Annotated in this window: 14 protein-coding genes; 8 read left to right on the forward strand and 6 right to left on the reverse strand. The window is 40.4% G+C overall.

Going from position 1 to position 19,582, the window contains the following annotated elements; all coding sequences use genetic code 11:
- Nucleotides 1-68 precede the first annotated feature (68 nt).
- A complete protein-coding gene (locus H5126_RS13220; RefSeq protein ID WP_182720270.1) occupies nt 69-1,397 on the reverse strand; it encodes an HD domain-containing phosphohydrolase in 1,329 nt (442 codons plus the stop codon).
- A 224-nt stretch (nt 1,398-1,621) separates the two neighbouring features.
- Between H5126_RS13220 and H5126_RS13225 the strand changes: the two genes are divergently transcribed.
- From H5126_RS13225 to arfA, 3 genes are all read left to right on the forward strand, one after another.
- Entirely contained in the window at nt 1,622-2,575 is a 954-nt protein-coding gene (locus tag H5126_RS13225) for a sensor histidine kinase (protein WP_182693303.1), read from the forward strand.
- A 254-nt stretch (nt 2,576-2,829) separates the two neighbouring features.
- On the forward strand, nt 2,830-5,370 hold the full coding sequence (locus H5126_RS13230; protein WP_182720269.1) for a TonB-dependent siderophore receptor: 2,541 nt from the start codon (nt 2,830-2,832) through the stop codon (nt 5,368-5,370).
- A 203-nt stretch (nt 5,371-5,573) separates the two neighbouring features.
- On the forward strand, nt 5,574-5,774 hold the full coding sequence (gene arfA, locus H5126_RS13235) for a ribosome alternative rescue factor ArfA (protein WP_182693223.1): 201 nt from the start codon (nt 5,574-5,576) through the stop codon (nt 5,772-5,774).
- 564 nt (nt 5,775-6,338) lie between these two features.
- On the opposite strand, the gene H5126_RS13240 is transcribed toward arfA, so the two are convergent.
- Complete coding sequence (locus H5126_RS13240; protein WP_182720268.1) at nt 6,339-7,295, reverse strand: helix-turn-helix domain-containing protein; 957 nt, start codon at nt 7,293-7,295, stop codon at nt 6,339-6,341.
- Nucleotides 7,296-7,515: 220 nt separating this feature from the next.
- Here H5126_RS13240 and H5126_RS13245 point away from each other — a divergent pair, with 220 nt between their 5' ends.
- The 3 genes from H5126_RS13245 to eat are packed head-to-tail and all read left to right on the forward strand — an operon-like array spanning nt 7,516 to nt 11,269.
- Nucleotides 7,516-8,922 carry an ethanolamine ammonia-lyase subunit EutB gene (locus H5126_RS13245; RefSeq protein WP_182693225.1) on the forward strand — a complete coding sequence of 469 codons (1,407 nt, stop codon included), beginning with the start codon at nt 7,516-7,518 and terminating at the stop codon, nt 8,920-8,922.
- The gene (gene eutC, locus H5126_RS13250) at nt 8,919-9,806 is read left to right on the forward strand and encodes an ethanolamine ammonia-lyase subunit EutC (protein ID WP_182720267.1); all 888 of its coding nucleotides are present in this window, start codon (nt 8,919-8,921) and stop codon (nt 9,804-9,806) included. The genes H5126_RS13245 and eutC overlap by 4 nt, the downstream gene beginning before the upstream one ends.
- Before the next feature lie 59 nt (nt 9,807-9,865).
- The gene (gene eat / locus H5126_RS13255) at nt 9,866-11,269 is read left to right on the forward strand and encodes an ethanolamine permease (protein WP_182695278.1); all 1,404 of its coding nucleotides are present in this window, start codon (nt 9,866-9,868) and stop codon (nt 11,267-11,269) included.
- 125 nt (nt 11,270-11,394) lie between these two features.
- Here eat and arfB read toward each other — a convergent pair whose 3' ends face one another.
- Complete coding sequence (gene arfB / locus H5126_RS13260; RefSeq protein ID WP_002959105.1) at nt 11,395-11,808, reverse strand: alternative ribosome rescue aminoacyl-tRNA hydrolase ArfB; 414 nt, start codon at nt 11,806-11,808, stop codon at nt 11,395-11,397.
- A 191-nt stretch (nt 11,809-11,999) separates the two neighbouring features.
- Here arfB and H5126_RS13265 point away from each other — a divergent pair, with 191 nt between their 5' ends.
- Nucleotides 12,000-12,572, forward strand: a complete 573-nt coding sequence (locus H5126_RS13265; RefSeq protein WP_182720266.1) for a short-chain dehydrogenase — start codon at nt 12,000-12,002, stop codon at nt 12,570-12,572.
- A gap of 103 nt (nt 12,573-12,675) precedes the next feature.
- Here the strand turns inward: H5126_RS13265 and katG are convergent, their stop codons facing one another.
- A complete protein-coding gene (katG, locus tag H5126_RS13270) occupies nt 12,676-14,856 on the reverse strand; it encodes a catalase/peroxidase HPI (protein WP_182720265.1) in 2,181 nt (726 codons plus the stop codon).
- Between the two features lie 905 nt (nt 14,857-15,761).
- Between katG and H5126_RS13275 the strand changes: the two genes are divergently transcribed.
- Entirely contained in the window at nt 15,762-16,652 is an 891-nt protein-coding gene (locus H5126_RS13275; protein WP_024596284.1) for a TPR end-of-group domain-containing protein, read from the forward strand.
- Between the two features lie 884 nt (nt 16,653-17,536).
- On the opposite strand, the gene deoD is transcribed toward H5126_RS13275, so the two are convergent.
- Both deoD and H5126_RS13285 read right to left on the reverse strand, forming a co-directional pair.
- The gene (deoD, locus tag H5126_RS13280) at nt 17,537-18,241 is read right to left on the reverse strand and encodes a purine-nucleoside phosphorylase (protein WP_007376638.1); all 705 of its coding nucleotides are present in this window, start codon (nt 18,239-18,241) and stop codon (nt 17,537-17,539) included.
- Nucleotides 18,241-19,473: a phosphopentomutase gene (locus H5126_RS13285; RefSeq protein ID WP_149592761.1), complete on the reverse strand. Its 1,233-nt coding sequence runs from the start codon at nt 19,471-19,473 to the stop codon at nt 18,241-18,243. The genes deoD and H5126_RS13285 overlap by 1 nt, the downstream gene beginning before the upstream one ends.
- Nucleotides 19,474-19,582: the final 109 nt, after the last annotated feature.

Below are 19,582 nucleotides of genomic sequence, written 5' to 3' on the forward strand. Positions count from 1 at the left end.
CTCCTTCAAGCAAATTCAATAATCTATTTTATGCACATTGTAACGAAAAAAACTGCGGTTTAGATCAATCATTTAGCAGTTTTCACCATTATTCTGAACGGAGTTGGTTTTTTAGATTCTAGCTGTTGGAGTTTTTCTATCGATTTACTGCCAAATACATGACCTTTGGGCAGCAACATTATGCCCGTATGGCTGTGTAGAGCATGGCCCAGTACCATTTGCTCTTTGAGTTCATGGGCGTTACAAATTAGCACTGATCCTGCTGAACTTTTTTGTTCATGTAGTTTTGCATGGCTTGCTTCAAGTGCACGTACAATTTTAGGGTGATAAAACGATCCACTATAAAGTTTTACACTTTCGAGTGCGTCATCGTGGCGCTGCTTTTCATCACTTGCATTGCTTTGCTCAAACGCGTCCCAATAGTCGCGCGCTAAACCTAGCACCATAGCGCCTATTGGTATGTCGTTTCCGGCAAGGCCTTTGGGCATTCCGTTTCCGTTAAAGCGCTCAAACTGATAATAAATAGCATCCGACAAGTCATGTAAATGTATTGCTGGCATTAACATTAATTGTGCAGTACTTGGGTGAGTATAAAAGGTTTTGCGTTGTTGCTCGTTTAAGCGGTTAACTGGTTTTTTATAAAGATCAGGATCCATAGCAAGCAAGCCTATTTGCGCCAAGTAACCAGCCATAGGGGCAAGATCAATGCTTTTTTGCGACAAGTTTAAATAAAGTGCTATTTGTGTACAGGTATTAGCAATATTTTGTGCTTTGTTACCATCTAGGTAAGGGTTTGCGTTAACAAAATTATATAGCAGCTCTACGGTCGATTTATGCTCTTGTTTTTCGCGCTCGTTGGCGTCTTCAAGCTTTTTTAAAACCTGTTTTATTTGTAAGGTGCGTTTTTCTACTCGTTGTTCAAGCGAATTATTAAGCTCTAGCAACTCTTGGTTTTGCGCTTTAACTTGTGCCTCTAATTTTTGATTTTGTTTTTTTAGTGCAAATTTTTCTAGGCTATCTCTAATGCTACGAAGTAATAAATCGTTTTGCCAAGGCTTTTGAATATAACCATTTATTTGGCCTTGGTTAACAGCCGCTAAGGTGGTTTGTATGTCGGCGTAGCCGGTTAATAAAATGCGTTGGGTGTCGGGTGCCAGCGCACGCGCTTTTTCTAAAAACTCGGCACCGTTCATTACCGGCATACGCATATCGCTAATAATTAAACCAAACTCATGATTTTTAAAAAGCGTTAGTGCACTTTGCGGGTTATCGCAAACAATAACCGACAGGCCATTTACTTCAAGTAGCCGTGCTAACGTGCGTAGTACTATTTCATCATCATCAATGCAAAGTACATCAACCTGATTTATTGGTATGCTTGGTGTTACTTGAGTCATTGAGTCGCCTTTAAATTACTTCTGGTTAAATAATAGCTTAAAAAAATACTCTATGGTGTGTTTGTGCCTACCTTTTATATTAAGTGGTATTTACATAATGGAGTTATTAGCAATAAGTGGATAATTACTTATGCATAATATTAGGCCTTGGCTGCACTAAAGTTGCAAATTTGCATACAGACGACTAAACGTTATGTATAAAGTTATCTATATGGATGAAGGGAATGGATGGATCAGATGGTAATTTTGAACGTGCTTTTTTAAACGAACAAAAGCTGCGCTTAGCTGCAGAGCAATTACTCAAAGATAAAAGTAGCGTTTTAGTTGCCATAAATAATGAACTACAAAAAAAAGTAGCCGACTTAGAACACCAACAAATGCTGTTTGTGCAAACAGAAAAAATGGCAACCTTAGGTACACTGAGCGCAGGCGTTGCCCACGAAATAAATACCCCACTTGCCTATGCAATGAGTAACGTAGAGAGCCTACAAAACGCAAGCCCTTTACTTGTAGCGCTGCTGAAACTTAACGAACAATATTTAAATAACGAAATTAAAGAGAGCCGTTTTAAACACGAAATCGACATACTCAATTTACAGTATCCGTACGCGTGGATTTATAACAATTTGCAGGGGCAAATTAACGACAGCGTTGAAGGACTTAAACGTATAAAACAAATAGTGCATGACTTATTAAACTTTGCCCACCCCACCTCTTCTCAAGATAAACAATTAGCCGATGTAACAACGGGTGCTAATAATGCTTTAAGGTTATTGAGTAGCAAACTTAAATTATGCGAAATAAAAACGCGGTTTGAACCCCTACCACTCATTTGGTGCAATTTATCGTCAATTAATCAGATTTTTGTAAATCTTTTAATGAATGCTTGGCAAGCTTGCGAGTTAGATTTAGAAAAAGGCTGCATTATTGAAGTCAATATTTTTGAACTACACACAAATATTTGTATTGAAATAAAAGATAACGGTTGTGGCATGAATGAAGACACAATAGCACATATGTTTGACCCTTTTTACACAACAAAAGAAGTCGGAAAAGGCACCGGTATGGGTATGACACTTGTATACGCTATGGTGAGCGATCACGGTGGAAAAGTAGAAGTTAACAGTACATTAGGCACAGGTACGACCATTCGCTGCCTATTACCTTTAAAAGTGTAAAATAACGAACAAAACCACATTGTAAATAAAGTGTTAAACATTCTGTTTTTTGATGTTTAATCCCTTCTTAGCACGTATTTTAACCGATTTGATGTGGTTTTTTCTTATCTTGAAGTTTATTTGCATACTTAGACCAAATATTTAGTTTTTTTCATTTCTTTTTGTTTGCATATGTTGCTAGGATGTTTGCAACAGGTTGTGAGCATCATAACCACACACATATTATTAAGAATACAAAAAACAGGGTCGTCACTATGTCAACATACCGTTTAAACACACTTGCTGTAGCCGTTGCTTTCGCGTTTAGCGCACCAAGCATTGTTAACGCTGAAGAAGCACCAGTGCAAGCTGCTAAAAACATAGAGCAAATATCTGTATTAGGATCGCGTGTATCTAACCGTACCTCTACAGAGTCTTCTTCTCCTATTGATTTAATTGACGCGGATGATTTAACTAAAGGTGGTTTTACCGAATTAGGCCAAAGCCTTCAAGCGACAGCGCCTTCATTTAACTTTTCGCGTACACAAGTATCAGACGGTTCAGATTTATTTAGACCCGCAACACTTCGTGGCTTACAACCAGATCAAACCCTTGTATTAGTAAATGGTAAACGTCGTCATAACCAATCAATTTTTGGCCTTAACGGTACAGTAGGCGCAGGCGCTGCGGGTACTGATATGAATGCCATTCCGCTAACAGCACTTAAAGGCGTTGAAGTATTACGCGACGGCGCTGCAGCGCAGTATGGCTCTGATGCTATTGCAGGTGTTATTAACTTATCTCTTAATAACTCAACCGGTATTACAACGGGTTTTGTACAATACGGCGGCACAAGTGAAGGTGACGGCGACACTATTTCAGCAGGTTTAAACCGTGGTTTTGAATTAGGTAACGAAGGCGGCTTTATTAACCTATCGCTTGAGTACCGTGATGCCGACGGCACTAACCGTGCAGAGCGCGATACGGGGGGTTCGCTTAATGTTGAACCAGGTACGCTAAGTGAAGATGTACGCTGGGGCCAAGGTAACTCAGAAAGTGAATTTACGTCGTTATTTTACAACATGGCATTACCAATGGGCGACGGCGAGCTTTACTCGTTTGGTGGCTACTCTGAGCGCACGGCGCTGGGTAATGGTTTTTACCGTAACTTTAACGAAGCCTCTAAAAACGTAACACAAGTATACAGCGATGGTTTTTTACCGCGCATATATAACGAAGCACAAGATATTTCAGTAGCACTTGGGTTTAAAGGCGATATAAACACAGACTGGACTTACGATGTATCGGCTGTTTATGGTGAAAACCAATACGATTTTACATCACGCAATACATTAAATGCTTCTTACGCGGCTGAGTATTTATTTAATAACCCAGATGCAAGCGATGCCGACATTGCAGCAAACTCAGGCCCTACTGGCGGTTACTCAGGTGGTTTTAGATTCGATCAAACAACGGTTAACCTTGATGTAAACGGTATTGTAGATATTGGCCGTAGTGAGCCTTTATATGTAACAGTAGGCGCCGAATACCGTAAAGAAAACTACGAAATAGTGCCTGGCGATGAAGCATCATACGCGTGTGGGTTAGCAAATATGGATACTTCGTACCCATCAGTAAACGATCCGGATCAATTTGCACAGTGTGGTTTTCAAGCTTATAACGGCCTTCGCCCTGAAGCGGCTAACGATAGCGACCGTAACAGCTACGCAGTTTATGTAGACGTAGAAACTATGATCACCGACGCATGGAACGTAAGTGGTGCACTACGCTATGAAGATTTCTCAGATGCTGGGGATGATTTAATTGGTAAATTAGCAACACGTTATGAATTTTCAGATGACTTTGCAGTACGTGGTGCAGTATCTACTGGTTTTAGAGCGCCATCACTTCAACAAAGTGGTTATACAGCCTTTACAACTAACTTAGGCTCAGACGGCACATTAACGCAGTCGTTCACGGCAAACACAGGGACCGCTTTCCCAAGTGCGTTAGGCGTAGATAGCTTAGAGCTTGAAACATCAACAAACTACAGTGCTGGTTTTGTTTACGATGTAACAAGCGAGCTTTCGTTAACGGTTGATTTTTACCGTGTAGAAATTGAAGACCGTATTACACTTGGCAGCTTACTTTCGGTTGACGATGTATCGTTTAGCTCAGAAGCGGTTGCAGCGCTACAAGCAACGGGAGCAGTGCAAGCTAACTACTTCTCAAACTCGGTTGATTCTACTACACAAGGTGTTGATATTATTGCATCGTACCGCACTGAAGTTGAAGGCGGTAATTTAGGAGTAACCTTTGCAGGTAACCTAAACGATACTAAAATTGACAGCGTAAATGCAGAAGACGGTATTCCTGAAGCGGTTGCTTTTGATGATTTACAACGTAGCTTTTTTACCGACGGACAACCGAGCGAACGTGCAACGCTTACGTTTGACTACGAACGCGATGCCTACACATCAACCATTCGCTTTAACTACTTTGGCGAAACAGATGTAAAATACTTTGGTAACGACCATATTTCATTACCAGGTGAGCTTTCGCCTACGGGGTCATTTAAACCAACAAGTACGGTTGAGTCTGCTGTGTTAGTTGATTTAAATGTTAGTTACCAAATTAATGACATGTTTGCGCTTTCGGTAGGTGCCGATAACGTATTTGACGAAACACCAGATGAATTAGGTGATGACGAAGTACTTAATTTTATCACCAACGGCGCATTTAAATACCCAGTACGCGCATTGCCATACGGCTTTGACGGCAGAACGTACTACGCAAAAGTAAGCTTTAGCTTTTAATTTATAAAACAAACTAAGTAATTATAAGCGCAGTTATTAACTGCGCTTTTTTATGCTTTTTTATTATTAAAAAACTACCAAATGGATGTTAAAAATACTTGCGCGGTTGAAAATTAAGCCTACAATCGCCATCTCTTAAATAGGCCAATATAAAAGCCTCTTTATTATTTAACTTAAAATAACCATTAGTTTATAGGAAATATATGACTAAAAAATCTAAAACAAAAACCGCAAATACCAGCGCGGTAGACACAGGGCGAGGCGTTATAAACCACAATGCACTAGCGGCAATGGTCACCTCTAAATTATTTAAACCACAAGTAGTTAAAGCTAAAAAAGGCAAAGGCTCGTTTAAACGCAACAACAAGCATTCAGGACAAGAGTCCTATTTAATCGCGGCTTAAATAGCACCGATCAAATAGGGCTTTTGAATATAGTAAGCGAGGTTTTATACCTCGCTGTTACTTTAAAGCATTTAAACCCCCGTTACATGAGCGCGAAATAAATTCGCACCTACGGGTTCGGTGTTTGCACGATGTAGGTGAGGTTTTATACCTCGCTTTTACTTTTAGTTCTTTATTATTTTAACTCCCAAGCTATCCTCTAAAAGCGCAGCGCCTCTGAACCTCTTTGTGAATAACAGCCCTTAAAAATATGAATGCACAAAGAGAAGAAAAAGAGGAGTAAATGAGCAGACAAAGTCCATTTGTTTAAGTTATATGATATTTCACCACCGAGTTCACCGATGCGCTGTGCACTACACAAAGAAAACACGAGTAATGGTTAGTCACTACTCCTTGTTTTCTCCTTCACTTCTCGGTGGTGATTTAATTACTTGTTTACTAATGCATCCGACTAAATGTAAAAGCGGTGCTTTTAAACGCCAGCAAGCTGCGCGTCCACAGGTGTTTAACTCAAGTTAAAGTATGGTCTGTAGAAGAAACGTGCTCACGTTAGAAGTGTAGTTTTTAACCTTTAAAACTATTATTTTTAACTGTTTGTGATGGGTTTTCACCAAATAGTTGCGTGTAATCTTTAGCAAATTGTCCCGCATGCCAAAATCCCCAATTGGCTGCTATTACTGAAATTGGCTTATCTTGGTTTGGTTTTTTTAGTTCCCGCCTTACATTATTTAAGCGTGTTAAACGTAAAAACCGCAAAGGGTTAATTCCTAAAATACTCTCAAAGCTATACTGAAGTGTGCGCCTACTTACAAAGGAAAGCTCGCACAGCTCGGTTATGGTTATTGGGTTTTGTGGATTTGTGGCCACGTAATCTTTTACTTTATCTACTACGGCTTTGCGGTGTTTATAACTTGGCGCAATATTTTGCTGCGTATTGTCTGCTTGTAATAAGTGTAGTGCCAACATGTTTAGCATATCTTGTTGTGATTCGGTTCTAAGTCCAAAGCCCTTGCCTACAACCATGCTATTAATTATTTGTCTTGCCGTTTGCAAAGATGAGTTGCTCACCGATAAACGAGCTGATTGTGCAGATGCCAGGTTTTTCAATGTTACGCCTTGGAGCTGCGCCATATATTCAATTGAGTTCCAATCGATTACCAAACCATAAATATTAAATTGCTCAGGGGTTATCAGCTCAAAGTCGTTATCACTTGTACGGCACATAAATTGATTACTTGCCACACTTAAACCATTAATTTTACTTTGCTGTGACTGACAAGGAATGCCGAGCCAAACCGAATTAGGGGCTATGTTACATTGCTGACGAAGCGCTCGCTCAGTGTATTCTTTAAACACATGAATATTGGCGTAATCCGTTTCTTCAATACAACCATAAAAGCTGCCGTTGCTCATTTGATCGTATTTTTGCTGCCATTGAGTAAGGCTATGCGCTTGCTCGTCTATATCGTGTGTTTGCACCTTGCTCTTTAGTGGTGCATTAAAGCTACTTTGCTGCGCCATATCGGGGATGCTCTTTTTCGTTACACTTTCATTATGCTTAAGTTAGCACCGCTTTGCGTGTGTAACCAATTGAATTGGATTAATAAATAATCTTTTGCCGAAATTCGATAGTTACTTGGTACAAAATAAGCTTTCTTGTAACTATTCAATATTGATTTATAGCTAAAGATGCAGCAAAACCTATACCAAGGTTGATCATATTAGTTATGTGGAGTAAATCATGGGGCAAGCGTACAGTTACACTTTAGGTACACATACTTATAAATTCAAGAACTTAGCCCAGTTAATGGCTAAAGCTACACCGCAGCGTTCGGGTGATCGCTTAGCGGGCGTAATTGCACAATCAGCACAAGAACGTGCTGTGGCACAAATGACATTGGCGGATATACCTCTTAAAACATTTTTAAATGAGGTACTTATTCCCTACGAAGATGACGAAATTACACGCTTAATTATTGACGAGCACGATGCAAATGCCTTTATGGCTATTGCACATTTAACCGTAGGCGATTTTCGTAATTGGCTTTTAAGTGACTTTGCAACACCTGCTGTACTTGCAAGTATAAGGCAAGGTATTACGCCGGAAATGGCTGCTGCTGTTAGCAAAATAATGCGCAATCAAGATCTCATATTAATTGCTAAAAAGTGCCATGTTACGAGTGCTTTTAGAAATACTATTGGCCTCCCCGGGCGTTTATCTACACGTTTACAACCAAATCACCCAACTGACGATATTAATGGTATTGCTGCATGCATGCTTGATGGTTTGCTATACGGTAATGGCGATGCAGTAATAGGTATAAACCCTGCAACCGATAACGTTGCCCAAGCCATTAAATTAATGACGTTAATGGATGATGTTATTCAAAAGTACGCCATACCAACCCAAAGCTGCGTGCTCACCCATGTTACTAACACCATTGAATGTATAGAAGCTGGCGCACCAGTTGATTTAGTATTTCAGTCGATTGGTGGCACAGAGGCGACTAATTCAAGTTTTGGTTTTAATTTAAATACCTTAGCTGAAGCGCAAGATGCAGCTTTGAGTTTAAAGCGCGGCACTGTTGGCAATAATGTGATGTATTTTGAAACTGGGCAAGGCAGTTCGCTTTCTGCAAATGCGCATCATGAGCTTGATCAGCAAACGTGTGAAGCTCGCGCTTATGCCGTTGCTCGTAAGTTTAACCCGTTACTGGTAAATACCGTGGTGGGGTTTATTGGCCCTGAATATTTGTTTGATGGTAAGGAAATTACTCGAGCAGGACTTGAGGATCATTTTTGCGCTAAGTTACTAGGTATACCGATGGGGTGCGACGTGTGTTACACCAATCATGCAGAGGCTGATCAAAACGATATGGATAACTTGCTAACGCTATTAGGCGTTGCAGGTTGCTCGTTTGTAATGGGAATACCTGGCTCTGACGACATTATGCTTAATTACCAAACTACGTCGTTTCATGATGCATTATATGTTCGTCGTGTTCTTGGCTCTAGACCCGCCCCTGAGTTTGAGGCATGGCTGAGCAAAATGAAAATTATGCAAAGCACTTCCGATATTACACTTTCAGATACTTTGCCTCCCGCTTTTGCCAAACCTCTGGGTGCAATTACTGGAGGTGGCTCATGAAATCAAGTTCAAAACAGAGCACTCCTTTAGATAACTCAGTAAACGAGCATAAAAATAACGGTAATGTAGTGCACAACCCTTGGAGTGATTTACGCCGCTTTACCGATGCGCGTATTGGTCTTGGCCGCGCCGGTATAAGTTTGCCAACCTCAGAAATGCTGGCTTTTCAGCTATCTCATGCACAAGCGCGCGATGCAGTGAGTTTTCCGCTTGATATTAACGAAATGACTGAGCAACTAGGCAGTATTAGCGTATTAAAAGATGTTGCCCCTCCCCTGCATTTACACAGCCAAGCTGTTGACAGGGTTACTTACCTTCAGCGACCCGATTTAGGCCGCAAGCTTGATGAAAATGGTAGGCAAATACTTCTCAGCTATATGAATAAACAAAAGCACACTACACAGGCTAAATACGATTTAGCGATTGTAGTGGTTGATGGACTCTCCTCGTTAGCGGTACAAAAAAATGCATGCCCATTTATAACAGAGCTATTAGCGCACCTTACAACAGACAAGCAATTTAAAATTGCCCCCATTACTTTGGTTGAACAAGGTCGAGTAGCAATTGGCGACGATATAGGTGAGTTGCTAAATGCGCAGGTGGTTATGGTGTTAATAGGAGAGCGCCCAGGACTTAGTTCGCCAGATAGCCTTGGCTTGTATTTAACATGGGAGCCTAAAACAGGACTTAACGATGCATGTCGTAATTGCATATCGAATATTCGCCCAGCAGGCCTACCTTATACAGAAGCGGCTAGGCGTGCGCTGTACTTATTACGTGAAGCTAAAAAATTAAAACTAACTGGGGTTAATTTAAAAGACCGTACACAAGACGATGTAATTGAGCATCAGGTTTCAACCACTAACTTTTTAATTGCTGAGTAATTTTAATTAAAAACACATGAAATAAAACAATAAAAACTAAACATCAACGGAGAAGGGTTATGTCTACTAATAATACAGAGTACCTTGCTAAAAGACAGTTAAAACGAGGTACTGCGGGGTGGTTATTACTCGCAGGTTTGGGTGTGTCGTATGTAATATCGGGTGACTTTGCAGGTTGGAACTTTGGTATTGCCGAAGCGGGTTGGGGTGGCTTTGCCATTGCTGCAGTGTTAATGGCAGTTATGTATTTAGCGCTGGTATTGTCGCTTGCTGAAATGTCAGCTGCAATACCTGCAGCAGGCGGTGGTTATAGTTTTGCGCGCCAAGCTATGGGGCCTGCGGGAGGCTATTTAACCGGGCTTGCGGTATTAATTGAATACGCCTTAGCACCCGCTGCTATTGTTATTTTTATAGGCTCTGCAGTTGAAGCCCTTACCGGATTTAATGGACCATGGGTATATGCATTATTTTACTTACTATTTGTGGGAATTCATTTAGCAGGCGTAGGAGAAGCACTTAAAGTAATGATGGTAATAAGTGGTTTAGCAGTATTAGCTATTATTGCAACGGCTTTTGTTTTAATTACAAATTTTGATGCATCACGCTTATTTGACGTCCCCGTAACCGATGCAGTGGGAGCCAGTGAGTTTTTACCTTTAGGTTGGTACGGGGTTTGGGCTGCATTACCGTTTGCCATGTGGTTATTTTTAGCGGTTGAAGGTGTACCGCTTGCTGCAGAAGAGGCAAAAGATCCCGCTAAAGATGTGCCAAAAGGCATTATTGGTGCAATGATCTTTTTGTTATTTACTGCTTTTTTAGTTGTTGTTTTAGTGCCTGGCGCTGGCGGTGCTGCTGCAATGGGCGCAAGTGCTGTACCTTTGGTTGATGCATTAAATGCATCGGGTAGTGAGGCCTTAGCGACTGTAGTAAATATATTAGGGCTTGCGGGTTTAGTTGCTTCGTTTTTCTCTATTATTTATGGTTATAGTCGCTTAGTGTTTGCTTTATCTAGAGCCGGATATTTATCGCGTTCGTTGTCGATTACGACTAATCGCAAAGTGCCAGCACGTGCGTTGATTGTACCTGCCATATTTGGTTTTTTAGTATCACTTAGTGGCGAGGGTGATTTAATACTTGCAATGGCTGTAGTAGGTGCAACTGTATCGTATGCATTAATGGCGCTGAGCCATATTTTGCTACGCGTTAAACAACCTGATTTACCTCGCCCGTATAAAACCCCAGGGGGCGTAGTAACTTCAAGTATCGCTTTAGTGCTTTCGCTTATAGCATTAACCGGTGTGTATGCGTTCGACCCTCGTGCATTTTTATACACTATAATGCTGTTTATTGTGGGCGCCGTATATTACTTTGGCTACAGCTCAAAACACTTAGTTGCTAAAAGCGCTGATGAAGAGTTTGCAATGTTGGCAGATGCAGAATCTGATTTAGAGATGGCTAAGTAAATATTAATAGTTATTATAAGTGAGGCTAACCCTCACTTATATTTTTATATAAGCAATACGGTGTAAAAATAGTGCATGCATGTAAATATCAAGCCCCTTATCTACTTTATTAATATCATTTAAAGCTAAAACTTTATGCTGCCGCGTAGCGCTTTGTTTTGCCCATGCTTGGTTTTTTTGTCCATGCGCTTTCGCTGTGAATTACGGCTGGGCTTGGTGGCTCGACGCGCTTTATTAACTACCGTAGCACTAAGGATTAAATCCTTTAAACGCTTAAGGGCATCTTCTCTGTTTAGCTCTTGGGTACGGTGGCTTTGCGCTTTAATGATTAAGACGCCGTCTTTGGTAATTCTTGTATCATTTAATGCAAGTAAGCGTTCTTTGTAGAAGTCAGGTAATTTAGAGCGGTTAATGTCAAAACGTAAATGAATTGCACTTGCTACTTTATTAACATTTTGACCACCGGCACCTTGCGAACGAATAGCTGTGAGCTCTAGTTCCCATTCATCGATAGTGACAGTATTTGAAATTGTTAACATTGTGTTCAGCTCTATTTGTCAAAAATACATTATATCATCAGTACATTAGCTTGTGGTGAATCAACTAAATTCTTAGAACTTAAATAAATTCTCATAAATTGTACTATAAATCAGCCAATATTTTATTTTGTGTTGGCAAGTGTTGCTTATTAGCTTCTAATTGGCACTACTTTAATACTAGGAAATGCTCAATGAAAAAAATACTTGTATCACTTAGCTTATTAGCGATGAGTTTCTCAAGCCTTGCAGAGGATATTAACGAAGGTCAACTTCAAAGCTATATGAAAGCACTGCCAGCTGTGACTAGCTGGGCAAGCAGCCAAGAGTCGTTAAAAGACTTAGATTTAGCAAGTATGCTAGGTGGTTCTGCAGATCAAAGTGTTGACGAACAAAGCTCTTTAGCTAACAGTGCATTAAGCATGATTAAAGAACAAGACCTATACAAAAGCTTTGCGAGTGTTACAAACCGTTACGGTTTTACGCCAGAGCAGCTAGTAACTGTAGGTTCTGAAGTATCAATGGCTTATATCGAAAATCTTAAGTCGGGCCTTTCGGCTGATAACCAAGAAACTGCTAATAAAGTAATGGGCGGTTTTCAAAGTATGAAAAGTGCTAAAGATAAAGGCGCTAGCTCATTAATGGGTTCGTTTGGTAAATCGTCAAGCGCAGCTGAGGAGTCTACAGTATCTTTAGTAAGCGAAAACAACCTTGAACTTGTGAGCGAATATATGCCACAACTACAAAAGCTTTTTGCACTTTTATAAGTTTTATTGCTTTAAAAAAAGCGGGCTTATCTAGCCGTGAAATTAAAACGCATAAAAAACGGGGGAGTATTCAATACTCCCCCGTTTTTATTTAGCGTACAGATTATTTAAGATCGAACCTGTCTGCGTTCATTACTTTTACCCATGCATTTACAAAGTCATGTACAAAACGTTCTTTATTATCGTCTTGTGCATAAAACTCACTTAGGGCACGTAAAATAGAGTTTGAACCAAACACTAAATCTACGCGTGTGGCAGTCCATTTAATGGTGCCTGTTTTGCGCTCAACAATATTATATATACCTGGCTCTAGTGGCTTCCAGTTGTTAGCCATGTCGGTTAGGTTTACAAAAAAGTCGGTAGATAGCGTGCCTACATTATCGGTAAATACGCCATGTTTAGTGCCTGCGTAGTTTGTGCCTAGTACACGCATGCCGCCCATAAGTGCAGTCATTTCTGGTGCTGTTAAGCCCATTAATTGGCTGCGCTCTAACAATAGCTCTTCTGAGGATACGCTAAAGTCATTTTTAAGGTAGTTTCTAAATCCATCATGAACAGGCTCAAGCGGATCGAACGATTCTGCATCAGTCATTTCGTCTGTTGCGTCTCCGCGTCCTGGTGCAAATGGTACTGTTACATTAACACCGGCTTGTTTTGCAGCTTGCTCTACAGCCGCTGTACCACCTAAAACGATTAAATCAGCCATGCTTACTGGCTTAGATAAACCCGCCTGTACTTTTTCAAGGGCACTAAGCACACTTGCTAAGCGCTCTGGCTCATTACCTTGCCAATCTTTTTGTGGTGCTAAACGAATACGTGCGCCATTTGCGCCACCGCGACGATCAGAACCACGATACGTACGTGCACTATCCCACGCTGTATTTATTAAATCACTTGCACTTACACCGCAATCAAGTAGCTGTGCTTTTAAGCTTGTGATTTCATCGTCTGATAATGTGTAATCAACTGCTGGAATAGGATCTTGCCAAATTAGGTCTTCGCTTGGTACATCTTTACCTAAGTAACATGCTTTAGGACCTAAATCGCGGTGAGTTAGCTTAAACCATGCGCGTGCAAATACATCAGAGAAGTATTCAAAGTCGTTATAAAAACGCTCAATAATTTTACGGTACGCAGGGTCCACTTTCATGGCCATATCGGCATCGGTCATCATTGGGTTTAAACGAATTGATGGATCTTCTACGTCTACTGGTTTGTCTTCTTCTTTAATATTTACAGGTTCCCACTGATGAGCGCCAGCTGGGCTTTTTGTTAATTCCCATTCGTAATTTAAAAGTAAGTGGCAGTATCCGTTATCCCATGTAGTTGGGTGTGTGGTCCATGCGCCTTCAAGGCCTGAAGTTACAGTATGACGACCAAAGCCGCCTTCTTTGGTGCTGTTCCAACCTAAACCTTGCTCGTGTACGTCTGCTGCTTCTGGCTCTGGACCTAAGTGCTCTGCTTTACCATTACCGTGAGTTTTACCTACTGTATGGCCGCCCACTGTTAGCGCTGCGGTTTCTTCATCGTCCATCGCCATGCGAGCAAATGTTTCACGTACGTGATTTGCCGTTTTTTGTGGATCTGGTATACCATTAACACCTTCAGGGTTAACGTAAATTAGGCCCATTTGTACTGCGGCTAATGGGTTTTCCATGGTGTCTGGTTTTTCTACATTGTCGTAGCGTTCATCACTTGGTGCTAACCATTCTTTTTCTGCACCCCAGTAAATATCTTTTTCTGGATGCCAAATGTCTTCACGGCCGCCCGCAAAACCATAAATTTTAAGACCCATTGATTCGTATGCCATATTACCAGCAAGAATAAATAAATCGGCCCATGAGAGTTTGTTACCGTATTTTTTCTTAAGTGGCCATAAAAGTCTGCGTGCTTTATCTAAGCTTGCGTTATCTGGCCATGAATTTAAAGGCGAGAAACGTTGATTACCGGTACTTGCGCCACCACGACCATCAGATAAACGGTACGTACCCGCTGAGTGCCATGCCATACGAATCATTAAACCACCGTAATGGCCCCAATCGGCAGGCCACCAATCTTGGCTGTCGGTCATAAAGGTTTTTAAGTCGGCTTTTACTTCGTCTAAATCTAGAGATTTAAATTCTTCTGCGTAGTTAAAATTAGTGCCGTATGGATTTGATTTAGTATCGTGTTGATGAAGAATGTCTAAGTTGAGTGTGTTTGGCCACCAATCGGTGTTTACTTTAGAAACAACTGAATTACTACCGTGCATAACAGGGCATTTACCCGCTGTTGGCTTGCTCATTGTGAAATCCTTAAAATAGAAAAGTAAAATACTTAAACAATCAGTATTATTGCTTATGTGTTTATAACTTTTTAAAAAGTAACGGTTATTTTTATTTAATAGGCTTACTTTTTACTCAGCGTGCCTACCTAAGTGCTTACGTATCCTTAATATAGGCGTATAAATTATGCTACGCCAGCCTCAACATACTATTTAAAACGATTGCTCCAATTTATATTTTTGATTGCCCTTACGTTAATGATGTATTTAACAATAGGCTTAAAGTCGCGTTTAAAATAATAGTAAAAAAGTCAGATGGCGCTCATATAAAGCATTACGCAAAATAAAAATTTAAATATCGGTGAATTAACCTTAATCTTTTTACTAGACCTGTGATCGAATTGAAAAATTTCGGCGTAATGGTATGTGAAGGGTTTGAAAGTGGCTTTAGTTTACTAAAGCGCACATTGGAATACCCCCCTTCACCATGAAATTGTAGTTAGATAGTTATAATGATAAAGGTGCATTACTTAAGCCCAATGCACCTTTACTTTATAAACCGAATACTTTTAGTATTCTTATATTTTTAACTAGTTGAATTAAATTAAGTATTTGTTCATAAAGATTCAGTTAGTATGAAGTTGTTCTCCTGTGAATCCCTACGACATATTGTTGTTTTAAGCAGTTTTTGCCAGCTCACCTTGAGCTGGTTTTTTTTTGCCTATTTTTACTCAAATTACCTGAGCATGGGTAATATGCTCACGCTTTACCCTATTATAGCTAAGCTCACTAGGCTAAATAAATTTTACAACTATTGCTCCTATCTAAATTAGGTCAATTTTAATCCACAAAGAACAACACGCCCTAGTGCCATTAAGCCCTGCATGTTAAAGTTATTACAGTAATTAATTTAATTAGGCGTACCAATGCGTTATTACCTATCTGTACTTTTTGTTTGTTTAAATTTGTTTTCAGGCATAGTGAACTCTGCTGAAAAGCAACCAGCTTCACCTACAGCACAACAAGAGCAACAAGCTCTTCAACAACTCAAAGAGCCTATGTATAAGCCGCTAATGGAGCGCTACATATTAGATGAGCTAAAAGCAGTTAGGCAAGATCAGCAAAAGCTTCGTGAAGATGTAACTAAGCAGGTTACTCATGCGCAGCTTGATACTGCCGATCGCGCATTAACGTACACTACAGATACCATTAATAATGTGTTTTTTATAATTACCGCTACGGCGTCGATTTTAGTTTTAGTGGGTTGGAACTCGTTGCGCGATGTTAAAAACAAAGTAGAAGATATTGTAAATACGCGTGTGAGTGTAATTACAGACGAGTATGAAGACCGATTAAAAATTCTTGAAGAAAAACTACGCGTTCGCTCAGAAGAAATACTCAGCAACCAAGAGCGCATATCGGTGACTAACGAAGTTCATTCGTTGTGGATGCGCGCAAACCTAGAAAGTGATTTTGCAAATAAAATTGAAATTTTTGACGAAATACTCAATCGCAAACCTGAAGATGTGGAAGCCATTGCTTATAAAGCCGATGCATTACTAGAAATTAATGAAACAGCACAAGCCATTGAGCTGTGTAATCAAGCTATTGATATAGATAGTGACTATGGTTATGCCTATTGGCAACGAGCATGTGCTTATGCACTAACACATAAGCATGCTGATGCCTTAGCCGATATTAAAATGGCACTTGAATACTCTCCAAACTTACGTAATGAATTATTACATGAGAGCGCATTTGCAAGCCTGCATGACAACGACAGCTTTAATACGATAGTGGCTGGTGAAGTTGTTTAAGCACTCAGAATTTGGCCTGTATGATTAGGCGCAACACCATAAAAAAGGGCCTTGGCCCTTTTTTGTTTTTAAAGGTAAAGTTTGTTGTGTAATTAGAAGCTTAACTGCGCTCTACAAACTCAGCTCTAGCGTAGAGCTAAGATCAAAAGTGATTAATTCACAAAGAGGTTTAGAGACGCTGCGCTTTTAGAGAAGAGCTTAGAAGTTAAAATAATAAAAACAATCAGAAACTGTGCTTCTAACATGAGCAACAAGTCATACTCTAAACTTGGTATAAACACAGCTATTCGCGCAGGTTACAAGCTTTTAAAGCAACGCTTGTACTTTTATAATGCCGAGTCAGCATTGGTTTTGCTCTTCTCATTTGCTCCTCCTTTTCTTCTCTGTGTGCATATTGTTTTTTAGGGCTGTTATACACAAATAGGTTTAGAGATGCTGCGCTTTTAGAGTAGTTAGCTTAAGTGCTTCTCGCGCGAGCAAGCTTAGTGCCTACCTGAGAAACTTACACTCAGCAGTTTAATTTACCTGTAGACGCGCTGCTTGCAGGCGTTTAAAAACGTAGTTTTTAGGATGGTTGAATTAATACCAACCCGAAATAATACTTAATCATTTTTAGGGGCTAAACGTGTCGCTACCTGCGTTAAAAAATTCTCATTTAGAACAACTAAATAGCGAATTTTTTGCCTAGCTATCAACACGTTTTTCCATCCTCAAATAGATCACTTAATTAAGCGAATTGATATAAGTAATTAGAAGCTGCTATCAGTTTTCTTCAGGCATAAAAAAAGCCGCATAAAATGCGGCTTTGGAGGTTAGTCTCACTTCACTTTGGGCGTGTCTCCAAAACTTAGTGAATACGTTACCAAGGAACTGTTATGTATTATTTAAGCTATTGACTCTAATGCAATTTTAACCATTTCGTTAAACGTGCTTTGACGCTCATCAGCAGGTGTTGCTTCACCGGTGATTACGTGGTCACTTACTGTAAATAATGCCATTGCGTTTGCGCCGTATTCAGCTGCAACGCCATATAAACCGGCTGTTTCCATATCTACTGCTAGCATGCCTAACTTGTCTAAGTCTTTGTAGAACGAGTCGTCTGCTTGGTAGAAAGTGTCGGTTGTAAATACGTTACCTACTTTTGCTTCTATTCCTAGCTCTTTAGCGGCGTTTACACCGTTTAAAAGTAGGTCAAAGTTAGCAATAGCAGAAAAATCGTAGCCACGAACACGTGCACGGTTTACGTTTGAATCTGTGCTTGCACCTTGTGCAAAAATTACGTCACGGATTTTGATATCTGTGCCAATACCACCACACGTACCAATACGTATAATATTTTTAACGCCAAAGCTTACAATTAGCTCACGTGCATAAATAGACATTGATGGAATGCCCATGCCTGAACCCATGATGCTTACTGGCTTACCTTTGTAAGTACCAGTGAAACCGTACATGTTACGAACACCTGTAACTTGTACTGCATCATCTAAAAAGTTTTCAGCAATATATTGCGCACGTAGCGGATCGCCTGGCATTAATACTGTTTCGGCGAAATCACCAACGTTTGCACTGATATGCGGAGTACTCATTAATTGTTTTCCTTTTTATTTGGCGTTGTTAGCTCATTTAAAAAGCTGTCGCCGTAATCAAGCGCAGATAAGTTAAACCACTGTGCCAGTGTTTGACCGATATCTGCAAAGCTGTTGCGTTCACCTAGAGGTGTGTTACTCATACCTGGTTTATATGCAATAACCGGTACGTATTCGCGAGTGTGCTCAGAACCTGGAAAGGTTGGGTCACAACCGTGATCTGCAGTGATCATTAATATGTCATCTGCGTTTAACTGCTTTAGTATAGTTGGTAAATAGTCATCAAATTCTTTTAATGCTTTTGCATAACCTACTGGGTTACGGCGATGACCAAATTTTTCATCAAAATCAACCAGGTTAGTAAAGATTAAGCTGTGTTCTGGTGCGCTTTTCATTACTTCGCTGGTTTTTTCTAGCAAGTTCATAAGCCCAGGTGCTTTATGCTTTTGGGTTATGCCCTGATGCGCGTAAATATCTGAAATTTTACCAATACTAATTACTTCGCCGCCGTCTTTTGCTAACACATCTAGCAATGTTGGTGCTGGCGGAAGCACTGAATAGTCGCGACGATTACCCGTTCGAGCAAAGTCTTGGCTATTTGAACCCAAAAATGGCCGCGCAATCACTCGTCCTATATTCATTTCATCAAGTAGCGCCCGTGCGATTTCGCAAACTTGATAAAGCTTCTCTAGGCCGAATGACTCTTCATGCGCGGCTATTTGAAACACGCTATCAGCTGAGGTGTAACAGATTGGTTTACCTGTTTTTACGTGCTCTTCACCTAGCTGTTCTAAAATGGTTGTTCCCGATGCATGGCAGTTGCCTAAAATGCCAGGAATACCAGTACGAGCTATAAACTCGTCTATAAATTCTTGTGGGAAACTTGGCTGTGTTTTTGGGAAATATCCCCAATCAAATAACACAGGTACTCCTGCCATTTCCCAATGACCTGATGGCGTGTCTTTTCCGCTAGATAATTCTTTAGCGTAACCCCATGCCCCTTGAGAAGCTTGGCGGTCTGAAATTAAACACGGTTCTCCACCGGCAGCTTCACATGCATCCACTAACCCAAGTTTTGATAGGTTAGGAAGCGATAATGCAGCGCCTGTTTCGTCGTAATATGCTTTTAGTAAGTGAGCGAATGTATTAGCCCCAAGATCGCCGAATTTATCTGCATCTGGTGCTGCACCGATTCCTAGGCTATCTGCCATTAAGATAATTGCTCTTGCCATTTTGACCTCACTTTGATTCTAGGTGGTTACTTTATCCGCTGATCGATTTTTCCGTACAGGACAAAAGTCCTGTTTCATAAAACCTAAACATTATAAATTTGCATTCTTA

It is taken from the genome of Pseudoalteromonas sp. SG45-3, assembly GCF_014164075.1.
Taxonomy (GTDB): domain Bacteria; phylum Pseudomonadota; class Gammaproteobacteria; order Enterobacterales; family Alteromonadaceae; genus Pseudoalteromonas; species Pseudoalteromonas distincta.